This window comes from Streptomyces sp. 4N124 (assembly GCF_052245395.1).
In the GTDB taxonomy this organism is placed as follows: Bacteria; Actinomycetota; Actinomycetes; order Streptomycetales; family Streptomycetaceae; genus Streptomyces.
Genome location: NZ_JBQQBS010000071.1, coordinates 30,079 through 44,879 on the forward strand (window position 1 = coordinate 30,079; position 14,801 = coordinate 44,879).

Genomic DNA, 14,801 nt, shown 5'->3' on the forward strand with positions numbered 1-14,801 from the left:
GCGGCCATGCTCCTTTCCAGAAGCGGACGAACACCGCTTGGACACCCACTGGACGAGGAGCACACCATGAACGAGAGCACCCGCAAGCCGCTGCAGAACATGACCGTCCTGATCTCCGGCGCGAGCGTCGCGGGCCCGGCGCTGGCCTACTGGCTGAACCGGTACGGCGCCACGGTCACCGTGGTCGAGAAGGCCCCGGCGCTGCGCGAGGGCGGCTTCGCGGTGGACTTCCGCGGCGATGTGCACCGCACGGTGCTGCAGCGCATGGGCGTCTGGGGGGAGATCCACCGCCGTCAGACCCACATGGGCGAGCAGGTGATGCTCGACGAGAACGGCGCCGAACAGGTGCGGCTGCCGGCCGAGTTCATGAGCGGCGAGGTGGAGATCTTCCGGGGCGAGCTGTCGAAGATCCTGTACGAGCGGACGCGGGACGACGTCGAGTACGTCTTCGGGGACTCCATCACCGCGCTCGACGAGCGGACGGGCGAGGTCCGGGTCACCTTCCAGCGCTCCGCGCCGCGCACCTTCGACCTGGTGGTGGGCGCCGACGGACTGCACTCGAACGTGCGCCGGCTGGCCTTCGGCGACGAGTCCCGCTTCATCCGCTTCCTCGGCCACTACGTCGCCGGGTACGACGCCCCCAACGACCTCGGCCTGGACCGCACCGCCCGCTGGTTCAACGCGCCGGGCCGCGCCCTGGGCCTGTCCAACTACGACGGCGACCCGGACCGTGCGGGCGTCTGCATGGTCTTCGCCTCAACGGAGCTGGCGTACGACCGGCACGACGGCGCGCAGGTCAAGCGCATCCTCGCCGAGCGCTACGCCGGGCTCGGCGGCACGACGCCGCAGGCCCTGCAGGCCCTGCAGGCTCTCGACAGTGCGCAGGACGTCTACTTCGACGCGATCGCCCAGGTGCGCATGGACCGCTACTCCAAGGGCCGTGTGGTGCTGCTCGGGGACGCCGGCTACGGAGCCACCATGGGCGGCATGGGCACCGGACTGGCCGTCGTCTGCGCCTATGTCCTGGCCGGGGAGCTGGCCGTGCACCGTGACCACCGCACCGCGTTCGCCGCCTACGAGGCCGGGATCCGGGAGTTCGCCGAGGGCTGCCAGAAGACCGCGAACGGCGCCGGCTCTTTCCTCGCCCCGCCCACCCGGGCGAAGATCCGCAGCCGCAACCGCATGTACCGGATGCTCAGCTCCCGCCTGATGTCGGGGCTCTTCGAGCGGCTGTCGGTCAAGGCGGCGAACAACATCCGGCTGAAGGACTACCCCGTGCCGGCCGACCGGTCGGCGGCGAACAGCGTCTCGTGACGCCCGCACCGGCCGCGGCCGGTCCGCAATCCCGTCCGGCGCACCCGCCTCGGACGGGATTTCCCCTTTTCCGATTTCCGGCGCCGCTCCAGTGATATTCGAGAGGTGTGGTCCGGGCACCTCGCGCGGTGCCGCATAGTGCGGTCGAGCCGCTTTGATAGGGGGAGTTAGGGGTTTGACCGGCCCTGTCTCGAACCTACCGTGGTCGTCGAGGATTCGATCCGGGATTTGAATCCGGTGTTTCCGCGAACCGAGCCACAACTCGAGGCAGGAGTGCGGCATTGGCCAGCCACTCGTATTCGGCACGAGAAGAAGAAGGAAAACTCGTCCACGGCCTGCTGGACGACGCCGCCGCCGAGGTGCCCGACGCCCCCGCGATCCGCGACTCGTCCGGATCGTGGACGTACCGGCAACTGAGCGAGTACAGCCGGGCGTTCGCCCTCTGGCTGCGGGCCCAGGGCATCGGCCGGGGTGACCGCATCGTGCTGCAGCTGCCGACCGGGCGTGAACTGGCGGCGATGTTCTACGGGGCGGCCCGGTGCGGCGCGGTCTTCGTGCCGGTCAACCCGAAGATGAAACCCTTCCATCTGCGTCACGTCGTCGCCAACGCCGAGCCCAAGCTGCTCATCGGCGACGCGAGCACCGCCGGACGCATCCGCGAGGTGGCCAACCCGGTGCACCTGCTGGACGGCCTGTGGGCCGAGGTGGAGGCACTGCGCGCCGACGCCGGCCGTTTTGAACCCGAGCAGGTGCGCTGCGACGACGTGGCCACCCTGATCTACACCTCCGGCAGCACCGCCGCCCCCAAGGCGGTGGTGTGTCCGCACGCCCAGGTGACCTTCGCCTCCCGCGCGCTGACCGAGGCGCTCGGCTACCGCCGGGACGACGTGGTGTTCTGCCGGTTCCCGATGTCCTGGGACTACGGCCTGTACAAGGTCGTGATGACGTGCGTCGCCCGCTGCGAGATCGTGCTCGCGGACCGGGAGTCCGATCTGCTGCTGCTGCGCCGGATGCGGGAGACCGGGGCGACGGTGGTGCCCATCGTGCCCTCCTTCGCCTCGATGCTCCTGACGCTGTCGCGGCGCGACGGCGGCGATCCCCTGCCGGTGCGGCTGTTCACCAACACCGGCGCCGCCCTGCCCCAGGCGACCATCGACGCACTGCGCGAGCACTTCCCGGGCGCCCGGGTGGTGCGCCAGTACGGGCAGACCGAGGCCAAGCGCATCACCGTGATGCCGCCCGAGGAGGACCGGGAGCGCCCCGACTCGGTCGGCCTGCCGCTGCCCGGCACCCGGGTGCTGATCCTGGACGCCGAGGGCCGCGAGGTGCCCACCGGGGAGACCGGCGAGATCGTCGCCGTCGGCCCGCATGTGATGCCCGGGTACTGGAACAGCCCGCAGGCCACCTCGCAGGCGTTTCGGCGGCTGGCCGGCACCGGCGAACCCTGCCTGCACACCGGGGACTACGGCAGTCTCGACGAGGACGGCTACCTCTACTTCCGGGGCCGCCGCGACGACATGTTCAAGCGGAAGGGCTTCCGCATGAGCACCCTGGAGATCGAGGGCGCCGCGCTGGACATCCCCGGCGTCCGGGCCGCCGCGGCGCTGCCTCCCGGCGAGGGGCACGACCTCGCCCTGTTCGTGGAGAGCGAGCTGCCGCCGGCCACGGTCCTCAAGGAGGTGGCCCAGCGCCTGGAACCCGCCAAGGTCCCGGCCCTGTGCCGCGTCCTGAGCGAATTCCCGCTCACCCAGCACGGAAAGAACGCCCGGCAGGAGCTGGCCGCCCTGCTGCTCGACGGGAGTGGAAAATGACGACCGGGTCCACAGATCCCACCGATCTCGCGCGGCGCTACGGCACCCCGCTGTACGTGTACGACCTGGACCGGGCCCGCGCCGCCCGGCGCGACCTGTTCGGCTGGCTGCCCGAGGGCTTCGAGGTCTTCTATGCCTTCAAGGCCAACCCGCACGTCGACCTCGTTAGGGCGCTGCGCGACGGCGAGGGCCCGGCCTGCAAGGCCGAGATCAGCTCGACGGGCGAGCTGGCCGCCGCGCTGGAGGCCGGGTACGCCGGCTGCGACATCCTCTACACCGGCCCCGGCAAGACCCCCCAGGAGCTGCGCGAGGCCCTCGCGAGCGGGGTGCGGACCTTCTCCGCCGAGTCGCTCACCGACCTGGAGCACATCGGCGCGGCGGCCGTCGAGCACGGCGTCGTCGCGGACTGCCTGCTGCGCATCAACAGCGCGCAGGCGGGCGCCACCACCAGCATCCGGATGACCGGCGCCCCCACCCAGTTCGGCATCGACAGCGAGACGATCCCCGCCGTGGCCGGCCGGCTGCGCGCGGTGCCGGGTACCTCGGTCGCCGGGCTCCACCTGTTCTCGCAGAGCAACGCCCGCGACGAGGCGGCGCTGATCGACGAGCTGACGCACACCATCGAGGTGGCGGCCGCCGTCCAGGAGGAACTGGGCGTCCCGCTGCGGCTGCTGGACATCGGCGGCGGGTTCTCGGTGCCGTACGCGCAGCACGGCGAGCGGGCCCGCTACCCCAAGCTCAGGGCCGAGCTGGAGGCCTCGCTCGACGTGCACTTCCCGGGCTGGCGCGAGGGCGCGCCGCGGCTGGCGGTGGAGTCCGGCCGCTATCTGTCCGGCGACAGCGGGACCCTGGTGGCGCGGGTGAGCAACGTGAAGGTCAGCCGGGGCAAGAAGTTCGTCATCCTGGACGCCGGCATCAACACCTTCGGCGGCATGTCCGGGCTGGGCCGGCTGCTGCCGGTGTCGGTGCACGTCGAGGCGGACGGCGAGCGGGAGCAGGCGAGCCTGGTCGGCCCGCTGTGCACGCCCGGCGATGTGCTGGGCCGGCAGATCGAGGTGCCGCCCCTGTCCCCCGGCGACCTGGTGCGCATCCCCAACACGGGGGCGTACGGGCCGACGTCCAGCCTGCTGATGTTCCTGGGCCGTCCCGCCCCCACCGAGGTCGCCGTCGAGGGCGGTGCGGTGGTCTCCGTCTCCCGCATCGAGCACGTACGCACCTACCGGAGCGAGGGACGCGGCGATGACTGAGCGCCTGGCCGTCGAGCGGGCCGGGGAGCTGTACCCGGCCACGCCGAAGGGCACCGTGATCGTCAGCTCCGTGGCCTCCGACTCGCACACCTGGAACCTGGTGTTCCTGCAGCTGCTCATCGAGGAGTGCGGCTACGAGGTGATCAACCTCGGCCCGTGCGTGCCGGACGAGCTGCTGGTCGCCGAGTGCCGTGAGCGCCGGCCGGAGATGATCGTCATCAGCAGCGTCAACGGTCACGGCTACCAGGACGGCATGCGGGTCATCGACAAGCTGCGCAACTGCGATCCGCTGGTCGCGACACCCGTCGTGATCGGCGGGAAGCTGGGCACCGACGGCGGCGAGGGACAAGACCGGTCGGGCGAGCTGATGGCCGCCGGGTTCGACGCGGTCTTCGAGGACGGCACGGATCCGATCGCCGCGTTCCACTCCTTCCTCACCGCGCTGCCGCAGCCCGAGCGGCAGATCACCAGCCGGACGTCCGCATGAGCGGCCTCCATCCGGCGCGGCGGCTGCGGCCCGTCCAGCAGGCCCCGTCCCCGGTGGACTTCGGGGAATTCGTCCGCAGGCAGGGCGGCGGCGGCCGGCTCGTCGTCCAGCCCCGCATGGGCTTCGGCGCCCCGGAGAAGATGCGCGAGGGTCTGCTCGCCACCAAGGAGGCCGACGCCACCACGGTGGGCACCCTCACCCTCGACAGCTACACCCGCGTCGGCGACCTGGACGCCGTCGACAGCGCGCTGCGCCGCGGCATCGACCTCAACGGATACCCCGTCGTGAACCATCCGCCGGCCACCACCGCGGCGGTCCTGGAGGGCGTGCGCGACGCGGGCTTCCCGGTGCAGATCCGGCACGGCTCGGCCACGCCCATCGACATCTTCTGGGCGATGATGCGCCTGCGCCTCAACGCGACCGAGGGCGGCCCCGTCTCGTACTGCCTGCCCTACGGCCGTACCCCGCTCGCCGACGCCGTGCGCAACTGGGCGGGCTGCTGCGAACTGTACGTACGGCTGCGCCAGGTGGGGATCGAGCCCCACCTGGAGACCTTCGGCGGCTGCATGATGGGGCAGCTGTGCCCGCCCAGCCAGCTGGTCGCGATCAGCTTCCTGGAGGCGATGTTCTTCGCCCAGCACGGCATCCGGTCGCTGTCGCTCAGCTATGCGCAGCAGACCCACATGGGGCAGGACCAGGAGGCGGTGGCCGCGCTGCGCCGGCTGTGCGCCGAGCTGCTGCCCACCCGCAACTGGCACATCGTCGTCTACGCCTACATGGGGGTGTACCCGCAGACCTCGCGGGGCGCCTACCGGCTGCTCGGCCGGGCCGCCGAACTCGCCGTCAGCACCGGGGCGGAGCGGCTCATCGTCAAGACGGCCGCGGAGGCCCGCCGCATCCCGACGATCTACGAGAACGTCCTGGCCCTCGAGTACGCGGGCCGCAGCGCCGAACTGACGGCCCAGCAGGACCCGGCGGCCGCACAGGGCCCCCAGGGCACCGCCGGCCGGTCCGACTCGCAGACCTACCGCGAGGCACGCGCCCTGGTGGACGCCGTGCTGAATCTCGACGGGGACATCGGCCGCGCCCTGCTCACCGCTTTTGGGCGCGGGTATCTCGACGTGCCGTACTGCGTGCACCCCGACAACGCGGGCCGCACCCGCAGCCGTATCGACGCGGACGGCAGGCTTAGCTGGGCGGACATCGGCAATCTTCCGCTGGCCTCGATCGTGGAACTCGGGCCGTCCAGAAGGATCTCTTCCGCGGATCTGATGAATGACCTCCATCACATTCGCCGCAGGTTCGACGAACCGCCTCGGGAACTGGGTGAATCGATCGAAGCGGAACTGGTCCGGGGTTAGTGGAATCAGTAGGGGCTTATAGGGGTGTGGGCACGCAGTTCCCCCGCCTTAGAGTTTCAACTCCGGGTGTTTCTCGGGGATATCGACATTTCCTGGTGTGGTAACAGAAATTTTAGGTGTGGAGTGTGCAGATGAGCGGGTCCGGAAGCTTCATTTCTGACACCCAGCACGAGCCGGGCGACGCGCCGGGCAAACGTTTTGCCCTGGTGAACCGACTGGAGCCGCTGCCGGCCGCCGAACAGGTACGGGTCCTGCTCGACCTGGTGCGCGCCGAAGCAGTCGAGGTCCTGCGTGCCGCCCTGGCCGAGCCGCCGGCCGCGGTCCGCCCCGACCTGCCCTTCAAGGAGCAGGGGCTGGACTCCCTCGGCCTGGTCGCGCTGCACGTGCGGGTGAACGCGGCCACCGGACTCGCCCTGCCGCCCACCGTCGGCTTCGACCACCCCACGCCGGCCGCGCTCGCCGCGTTCCTGCGCGCCGAACTCCTCGGCGCCGGCGCGGACACCGCCGACGACCTCGCGCCCGTGGCGCGGATCACGGCCGACCACGACGATCCGATCGTCGTGGTCGGCTTCGGCTGCCGCTTCCCCGGCGGTGTCGACAACGCCGACGACCTGTGGCGGCTGGTCGACGAGGGCCGGGACGTGCTGGGCGACTTCCCCACCGACCGCGACTGGGACCTGGACAACCTCTTCGACCCGGACCCGGCCACGCCGCGCAAGAGCTATGTGACCAAGGGCGGTTTCCTGGAGACCGCCACGCAGTTCGACGCCGACTTCTTCGGTATCAGCCCGCGCGAGGCGCTCGCCATGGACCCGCAGCAGCGGCTCGTGCTGGAGACCGCGTGGGAGGCGCTGGAGGACACCGGCATCGCCCCGGACTCCCTGCGCGGCAGCCGCACCGGCGTCTTCCTCGGCGCCGAGGTCCACGACTACGGCGTCAAGGCGAGCGAGGCCCCCGAGGGTCTCGACGGCTATCTGATGATCGGCACCGCGCCCAGCGTCGCCTCCGGACGCATCTCGTACACGCTGGGCCTGGAGGGTCCGGCGATGACGCTGGACACCGCCTGCTCGGGTGCCGTCGTCTCGCTGCACCTGGCCGCGCAGGCGCTGCGCCGCGGCGAGTGCACGCTGGCGCTCGTCGGCGGGGTGACCGTGATGGGCAGCCCGAGCATCTTCACCTCGTTCAGCCGTCAGCAGGGCCTGGCCCCCGACGGCCGGGTCAAGGCGTTCGCGGCGGCCGCCGACGGCACCGGCTTCTCCGAGGGCGTCGGCCTGCTCGTGGTGGAGCGGCTGTCCGACGCCCGCCGGCTCGGCCACACCGTGCACGCGGTGGTGCGCGGTACCTCCGTGAACCAGGACGGCGCCAGCAACGGTCTCACCGCGCCCAGCGGCACCGCCCAGCAGCGGCTGATCCGCCAGGCCCTCGCCGACGCCGGGCTGACCTCGGCCGAGGTGGACGCCGTCGACGCGCACGGCACGGGCACCCGGCTCGGCGACCCGATCGAGGCCCAGGCGATCCTCGCCACCTACGGCCAGGACCGCCCGGCCGGCGAGCCGCTGTGGCTCGGCTCGGTGAAGACCAACCTGGGCCACACCCAGGCGGCGGGCGGCGCGGCCAGCATGATCAAGATGATCATGGCGATGCGGCACAACACGCTGCCCAAGACCCTGAACGTGGACGAGCCCTCCCCCCACATCCGCTGGGAGAGCGGCCAGGTGCGGCTGCTGTCCGAGCCCCGCCCCTGGGAGCGGGGCGAGCGTCCCCGCCGGGCCGGTGTGTCGGCCTTCGGCATCAGCGGCACCAACGCGCACGTCATCCTGGAGGAGCCGCCGGCACCCGAGGAGCCGGCGGCCGCCGTGCCGGACCGCCCGGAGCCCGCGGCCCGGCCCCTGCCGCTGGTCGTCTCGGCGCGGACCGCCCCGGCGCTGCGCGCCCAGGCCGAGCGGCTGCTCGGCTTCCTGGCCGGCGAGCCCGACGCGTCCCTGACCGACATCGGCCACTCGCTGGCCACCACCCGGGCCGCCCTCCCTCACCGCGCGGTGGTCCTGGCCCAGGACCGGGCCGGCCTGCAGCGCGCCCTTGGCGGCGTCGTCGAGGAGCAGCCGGCGCCGGGCCTGTTCCTCAACCCGCGCGGCCACAGTGCCGACACCGCGGGCCGGCTCGCGTTCCTGTTCACCGGCCAGGGCAGCCAGCGCCTGGCCATGGGCCGCGAACTGTGCCGTACGCACCCGGTGTTCGCCAAGGCCCTCGAGGACGCCATCGCTCATCTCGACCTCCAGCTCGACGTCTCCCTGTGGGACGTGCTCTTCGCCGCCGAGGGCAGCGCGGAGGCCGAACTGCTGCACCAGACGCGCTATGCGCAGTGCGCCCTGTTCGCCGTCGAGGTGGCGCTGTTCCGCCTCGTCGAGTCCTGGGGCGTGCGCCCCGACTACCTGGCCGGGCACTCGGTGGGCGAGCTGGCCGCCGCGCACGTGGCCGGCGTGCTGAGCCTTCAGGACGCCGCGACGCTGGTCGCCGCCCGGGGCCGGCTGATGCAGGAACTGCCCGCGGGCGGCGCGATGGTCGCCCTGCAGGCCGCCGAGGACGAGGTGGGGCCGCTGCTCACCGACCGGGTGAGCATCGCCGCGATCAACGGCCCGACCTCCGTCGTGGTCTCCGGCGACGAGACCGAAGTCCTGCGCGTCAAGGACCACTTCGACGGGCTGGGCCGCAAGTCCAAGCGGCTGCGGGTCAGCCATGCCTTCCACTCGCCGCTGATGGAGCCGATGCTGGCCGACTTCCGCCGCGTCGCCTCGATCATGACGTACCGGGCGCCGCAGATCCCGGTCGTGTCCAATGTGACCGGTCAGCTGGCCACCGCCGAGCAGCTCTGCTCGCCGGACTACTGGGTGAAGCACGTCCGCGGGGCGGTCCGCTTCGCGGACGGCATCCGCTTCCTGGAGGCCTCGGGCGTCACCGGATACCTCGAACTCGGCCCGGACGCCGTGCTGTCGGCGATGGGCCAGGAGTGCGTCACCGCCTCCGGCGCCATCTTCGTCCCGGCGCTGCGCCGCGAGCGCGACGAGCAGCACGAGCTGCTGTCCGCGCTGGCCCTGCTGCACACCTGCGGCACGGACGTCGACTGGGGCGCCTGCTACGACGGACTCGGCGCCCGCCGGATCCCGCTGCCCACCTACGCCTTCCAGCGGCGCCGCTACTGGCTGAGCGCCCCGCACGCGGGCGGGGATGCGGCCGGTCTCGGCCAGATCGCGGCCGGCCACCCGCTGCTCGGCTCGGTGCTGCGGCTGGCGGCGGGCGACGAGGGCACCGATGGTGTGGTGCTGACCGGGCGGGTGTCGCTGCGCTCGCACCCGTGGCTGGCCGACCATGTCATCGCCGGGGTCCCGCTGCTGCCGGGCACCGCGTTCGTGGAGCTCGCCGTGCGGGCCGCCGACGAGGTCGGCTGCGCGCTGGTCGAGGAGCTGACCCTGGAGGCCCCGCTGGCCCTCCCGGCGGCGGGCGGGGTCGCGCTCCAGGTGGTCGTGGGCGCCGCGGACGGCGAGGGCCGGCGCACCGTCGGCTTCTTCTCCCGCCCCGAGGACGCCGACGACGACGGCTGGACGCGGCACGCGGCCGGCCTGCTCGCCCCGTCGGCGCAGCAGGAGGCGAGCGCCGAGTCGTTCGGCATGGCCCAGTGGCCGCCGGCCGGCGCCGAGAGCGTCGACATCAGCACCCTGTACCCGGACATGGCCGAGAACGGCTACGGCTACGGCCCCGCCTTCCACGGCCTGCGCGCGGTGTGGCGCCAGGACGGCGAGGTGTACGCCGAGGTCGCCCTGGACGGCGATGCCGCGTTGCAGGCCGGGGCCTTCGGGCTGCACCCGGCGCTGCTGGACGCCGCGCTGCACGCCACGGACTTCGCCTCGCCGCAGCCCGTCCCGGACGGCACCCGGCTGCCGTTCGCCTGGACCGGGGTGTCGCTGTACTCCTCGGGCGCCGCGGCGATCCGGGTGCGGATCGCGGCGAGGGGCACCGACTCGGTGTCCCTGTCGATCGCCGACCCGTCCGGGGCGCCGGTGGCCCGGATCGACTCCTTCGTGCTGCGCCCGGTCGACACCGGGCAGCTGCGCGCCGCCCACGGCGGTGCCGCTCCGCTGCGCGTGGAGTGGTCCTCCATCACCGCCCCGGCGGCGGCCGGCACGGACGGCTGGCGGATCCTGCGCCTGGACGCGGCCGGCGACGGCGGCGTTCTCGAAGCCGTCCGCGCGAACACGACGCGGGCCCTGGCGGCCGTACAGGACTGGCTGGCCGGCGAGTCCGCGGGCGAAACCCGGCTTGCCATCGTCACCTCGGGCGCGGTCACCGCGACAGGGCAGGACGGCATCGACCTGGCCATGGCCCCGGTGTGGGGGCTGGTGCGCGCGGCCCAGGCGGAGCACCCGGGCCGGATCGTCCTCGTCGACACCGACGCGGCCGCCGACGAGCGGCTGCTGTTCTCGGCGTTGGCCACCGGCGAGCCCGAACTCGCCGTACGCGGCGGGGAGATACGCGTGCCGCGCCTGGTGCGGACCGCGGCGCCGGGCGACGAGGTGTCCGCTCCGTGGGATGCGGATTCCACCGTCCTTGTCACCGGCGGCACCAGCGGCCTGGGCGCGCTGGTCGCCCGCCACCTGGTCGCCGAGCACGGCGTGCGCCACCTGCTGCTCACCAGCCGGCGCGGACCCGACACCCCCGGCGCCGGCGACCTGCGCGAGCACCTCACCGCCGCCGGCGCCACCGTCACCCTCGCCGCCTGCGACGCCGCCGACCGCGACGCCCTGACCGCCGTCCTGAACGCCGTCGACCCCGACCACCCGGTACGCGGCATCGTCCACGCCGCCGGCGTCATCGACGACGGGCTGATCGCCTCACTCACCCCCGAACGGTTCGACACCGTGCTGGCGCCCAAGGCGGACGCCGCCTGGCACCTGCACGAACTGGCCGGCGACCTCGGCCTGGACCTCACGGCGTTCGTCCTGTTCTCGTCCACCGCCGGGTTCCTGGACGGCGCCGGGCAGGCCAACTACGCGGCCGCCAACGTCTTCCTCGACGCCCTCGCCCAGCACCGCGCGGCTCAGGGCCTGGCGGCCACGTCGCTCGCCTGGGGTCTGTGGACCGGGGAGGTGGGCATGGGCGCGGCGCTCGACGCGAGCGCTCTGCAGCGCATCGCGAAGCTCGGTCTCGAGCCCCTGTCCGCCGAGGAGAACCTGTCCCTGCTGGACGCCTCGCTGCGCGGCGGCACGGCGGCCGTCGTGCCCGTGCGGGTCGACGGCAACGCGCTGCGGGACCGCGCCGACGGCGTCCCCGCCGTGCTGCGCGCCCTGGTCCCGGCCACGGTGTCCCGGCGTACGGCGTCGGCGGCGCCCGCCCACGGCGGTGCCGTCTCGGTCGCGGACTCGCTCTCCGGCCGGCTGGCCGGGCTGTCCGCAGCGGACCGTACGCAGGCCCTGCTCGACCTGGTCCGCGGCCATGTCGCGGCGGTGCTGGGTCATGACGGCGCGAACGCCGTCGACCCGGGCCGTGCGTTCAGCGAGAGCGGTTTCGACTCGCTCGCCGCGGTCGAGCTGCGCAACAGCCTCAACGCGGCCACCGGGCTGCGGCTGACCGCCACCCTGGTCTTCGACTACCCGACCCCGCGCGCCCTCGCCGAGCACATCGCGAGCAAGCTCGCCCCGCAGGAGGGGCAGCCCGCCACTGCGCAGGCCGCCCCCGTCACGGCCGTCACCGACGACGACCCGATCGTCATCGTCGGCATGAGCTGCCGCTACCCGGGCGGGGTCGGCTCGCCCGAGGAGCTGTGGGAGCTGGTGGCCCAGGGCCGCGACGCCATCTCGCTCTTCCCCGCGGACCGCGGCTGGGACGTCGACGCCCTGTACGACCCCGAGCCCGGGGTCTTTGGCAAGAGCTCCACCCGCGAGGGCGGATTCCTCTACGACGCCGCCGAGTTCGACCCGGAGTTCTTCGGCATCAGCCCGCGCGAGGCCCAGGCCATGGACCCGCAGCAGCGGCTGCTGCTCGAGACCTCCTGGGAGGCCCTCGAGCGGGCCGGCATCGACCCGCTGTCGGCCCGCGGCACCAGCACGGGTGTCTTCGCCGGCGTGATGTACCACGACTGGGGCTCCCGGCTCGGCGGCCGGGTCGCCGACGAGTACGCGGGCTATCTGGGCAACGGCAGCCTCGCCAGCGTGGTCTCCGGCCGGGTCGCCTACACGCTGGGCCTGGAGGGCCCGGCGGTCACCGTCGACACCGCCTGCTCGTCCTCGCTGGTCGCCCTGCACTGGGCCGTCCAGGCGCTCAGGGCCGGCGAGTGCTCGCTGGCGCTGGCCGGCGGTGTGACCGTCATGTCGACGCCGGACACCTTCATCGACATGAACCGGCAGCGCGGCCTGTCCTCCGACGGCCGCTGCAAGTCCTTCGCCGCCTCGGCCGACGGCACCGGCTGGGGCGAGGGCGCCGGCGTGCTCGTCCTGGAGCGGCTGTCCGACGCCCGGGCAGCCGGCCACCGCGTCCTCGCGGTCGTCAAGGGCTCGGCCGTCAACCAGGACGGCGCAAGCAACGGACTGACCGCGCCCAACGGGCCCTCCCAGCAGCGCGTCATCGAGCAGGCGCTCGTCACGGCGGGACTGACACCGGCGGAGGTCGACGCCGTCGAGGCGCACGGCACGGGCACCACGCTGGGCGACCCGATCGAGGCGCACGCGCTGCTCGCCACGTACGGGCAGCAGCGGCCGGACAGCGGTACGCCGCTGCAGCTCGGCTCCATCAAGTCGAACCTCGGCCACACCCAGGCCGCCGCCGGTGTCGCCGGCATCATCAAGACCGTCATGGCGATCCGGCACGGGATGCTGCCGAAGACGCTGCACGTCGACGAGCCCTCGCCCCAGGTCGACTGGGAAGCGGGCGCGGTTCAGCTGCTCACCGAGGCGAAGCCGTGGCCCGAGAACGACCGCCCGCGCCGGGCGGGCGTGTCCTCGTTCGGCATCAGCGGCACCAACGCCCACGTCATCATCGAGCAGGCCCCGCCGGCGGAGCCGGCCGAGCCCGTGTCCACCCAGGCGCCGGTGCTCGCCTGGCCGGTCTCCGGCAAGACCCCGGCCGCCGTCCGCGCCCAGGCCACCCGGCTGCGGTCCTTCCTGGACACCCTGCCCGACGGCGAACTCACCGCCGCGGGCCTGGCCCTGGCCACCTCCCGCGCGGCACTGGAACAGCGCGCGGTCGCGATCGGCACCGGCCGCACCGAACTGGCCCGCGCCCTGGACGACATCACCGACGGCAACGGCATCACCCAGGCCACCCCCGGCAAGCTGGCGTTCCTGTTCACCGGCCAGGGGGCGCAACGGATCGGCATGGGCCGGGAGTTGTACGAGGCGTTCCCGGTGTTCGCGGAGGCCTTCGACGCAGTGCTGGCCGAACTGGACGGCCTGCCGCTACGGGAGGTGATGTGGGGCGAGGACGCGGAGGCGCTGAACCGCACCGAGTTCACCCAGCCCGCCCTGTTCGCCATCGAGGTCGCCCTGTACCGGCTGGTGGAGTCGTGGGGCATCAGGCCCGACTACCTCGCCGGGCACTCCATCGGCGAGTTCGCCGCCGCACACGTGGCCGGAGTCCTGTCCCTCGCCGACGCCGCGAAGCTGGTCGCCGCGCGCGGCCGTCTGATGCAGGCCCTCCCGGCGGGCGGCGCCATGGCCGCGCTCCAGGCCACCGAAGAAGAAGTACGACCGCTGCTGGCCGACGGCGTCGGTATCGCCGCCGTCAACGGGCCCACCGCGGTGGTGGTCTCCGGCGACGAGACCGACGTCCTGCGGATCAAGGCGCACTTCGAGGCGGAGGGCCGCAAGAGCACCCGCCTGAAGGTCTCCCACGCCTTCCACTCCCCGCTGATGGAACCGATGCTGGCGGACTTCCGCGACGTGGCCGCCTCGATTTCGTACGGCGAACCGTCCGTCCCCATCGTCTCCACGCTGACCGGCGAGACGGCCACCGCGACCGAACTCGGCGACCCCGACTACTGGGTGAGCCACGTCCGCGACGCCGTCCGCTTCGCCGACGCCGTCCGCACCCTCGACGCCTCCGGCGTCACCAGCTACCTCGAACTCGGCCCCGACGCCGTCCTGACCGCGATGGGCCGGCAGACCATCGAGGACGCCGCCTTCATCCCGGCCCTGCGCCGCAACCGCGCCGAGATGACCGAACTGGTCTTCGCCCTCGCCCGGCTCCACAGCGCCGGCACCCCCATCGACTGGACCGCGTACTACGACGGCACCGGCGCCCAGCGCGCCGATCTGCCCACGTACGCCTTCGAGAAGAGGGAGTTCTGGCTCGACACCTCCCCGGAGCCGGCCGTGGCCACCGATGCCACCGGTCATGGGCAGGTCGCCGCAGGGCACCCGCTGCTCAGTTCGGCGATCACGCTGCCCGACGGCGGCGGGGCGATCCTGACCGGGCGGCTGTCGACGGCGACGCACGCCTGGATCGCCGACCACACCGTGCTCGGTACCACCCTCCTGCCCGGCACCGGCCTGGTCGAACTCGCCATCCGCGCGGGCGACGAAGCAGGCACCCC

Annotated in this window: 6 protein-coding genes; all 6 read left to right on the plus strand. The window is 73.0% G+C overall.

What is annotated here, in order from left to right:
- Window positions 1-66 precede the first annotated feature (66 nt).
- The gene (locus ACTWQO_RS42350; RefSeq protein WP_443242705.1) at window positions 67-1,314 is read left to right on the plus strand and encodes an FAD-dependent monooxygenase; all 1,248 of its coding nucleotides are present in this window, start codon (window positions 67-69) and stop codon (window positions 1,312-1,314) included.
- Window positions 1,315-1,595: 281 nt separating this feature from the next.
- Window positions 1,596-3,125, plus strand: coding sequence for an AMP-binding protein (locus ACTWQO_RS42355; protein WP_443242706.1), 1,530 nt, complete (start codon window positions 1,596-1,598; stop codon window positions 3,123-3,125).
- A complete protein-coding gene (locus ACTWQO_RS42360) occupies window positions 3,122-4,372 on the plus strand; it encodes a type III PLP-dependent enzyme (RefSeq protein WP_443242707.1) in 1,251 nt (416 codons plus the stop codon). The genes ACTWQO_RS42355 and ACTWQO_RS42360 overlap by 4 nt, the downstream gene beginning before the upstream one ends.
- Window positions 4,365-4,859, plus strand: coding sequence for a cobalamin B12-binding domain-containing protein (locus tag ACTWQO_RS42365; protein WP_443242708.1), 495 nt, complete (start codon window positions 4,365-4,367; stop codon window positions 4,857-4,859). Before ACTWQO_RS42360 ends, ACTWQO_RS42365 begins: the two co-directional genes overlap by 8 nt.
- Window positions 4,856-6,220, plus strand: coding sequence for a methylaspartate mutase (locus ACTWQO_RS42370; RefSeq protein WP_443242709.1), 1,365 nt, complete (start codon window positions 4,856-4,858; stop codon window positions 6,218-6,220). The genes ACTWQO_RS42365 and ACTWQO_RS42370 overlap by 4 nt, the downstream gene beginning before the upstream one ends.
- 131 nt (window positions 6,221-6,351) lie before the next feature.
- Window positions 6,352-14,801, plus strand: an 8,450-nt coding sequence (locus ACTWQO_RS42375; protein WP_443242710.1) for an SDR family NAD(P)-dependent oxidoreductase, incomplete at its 3' end; no start/stop codon positions are given.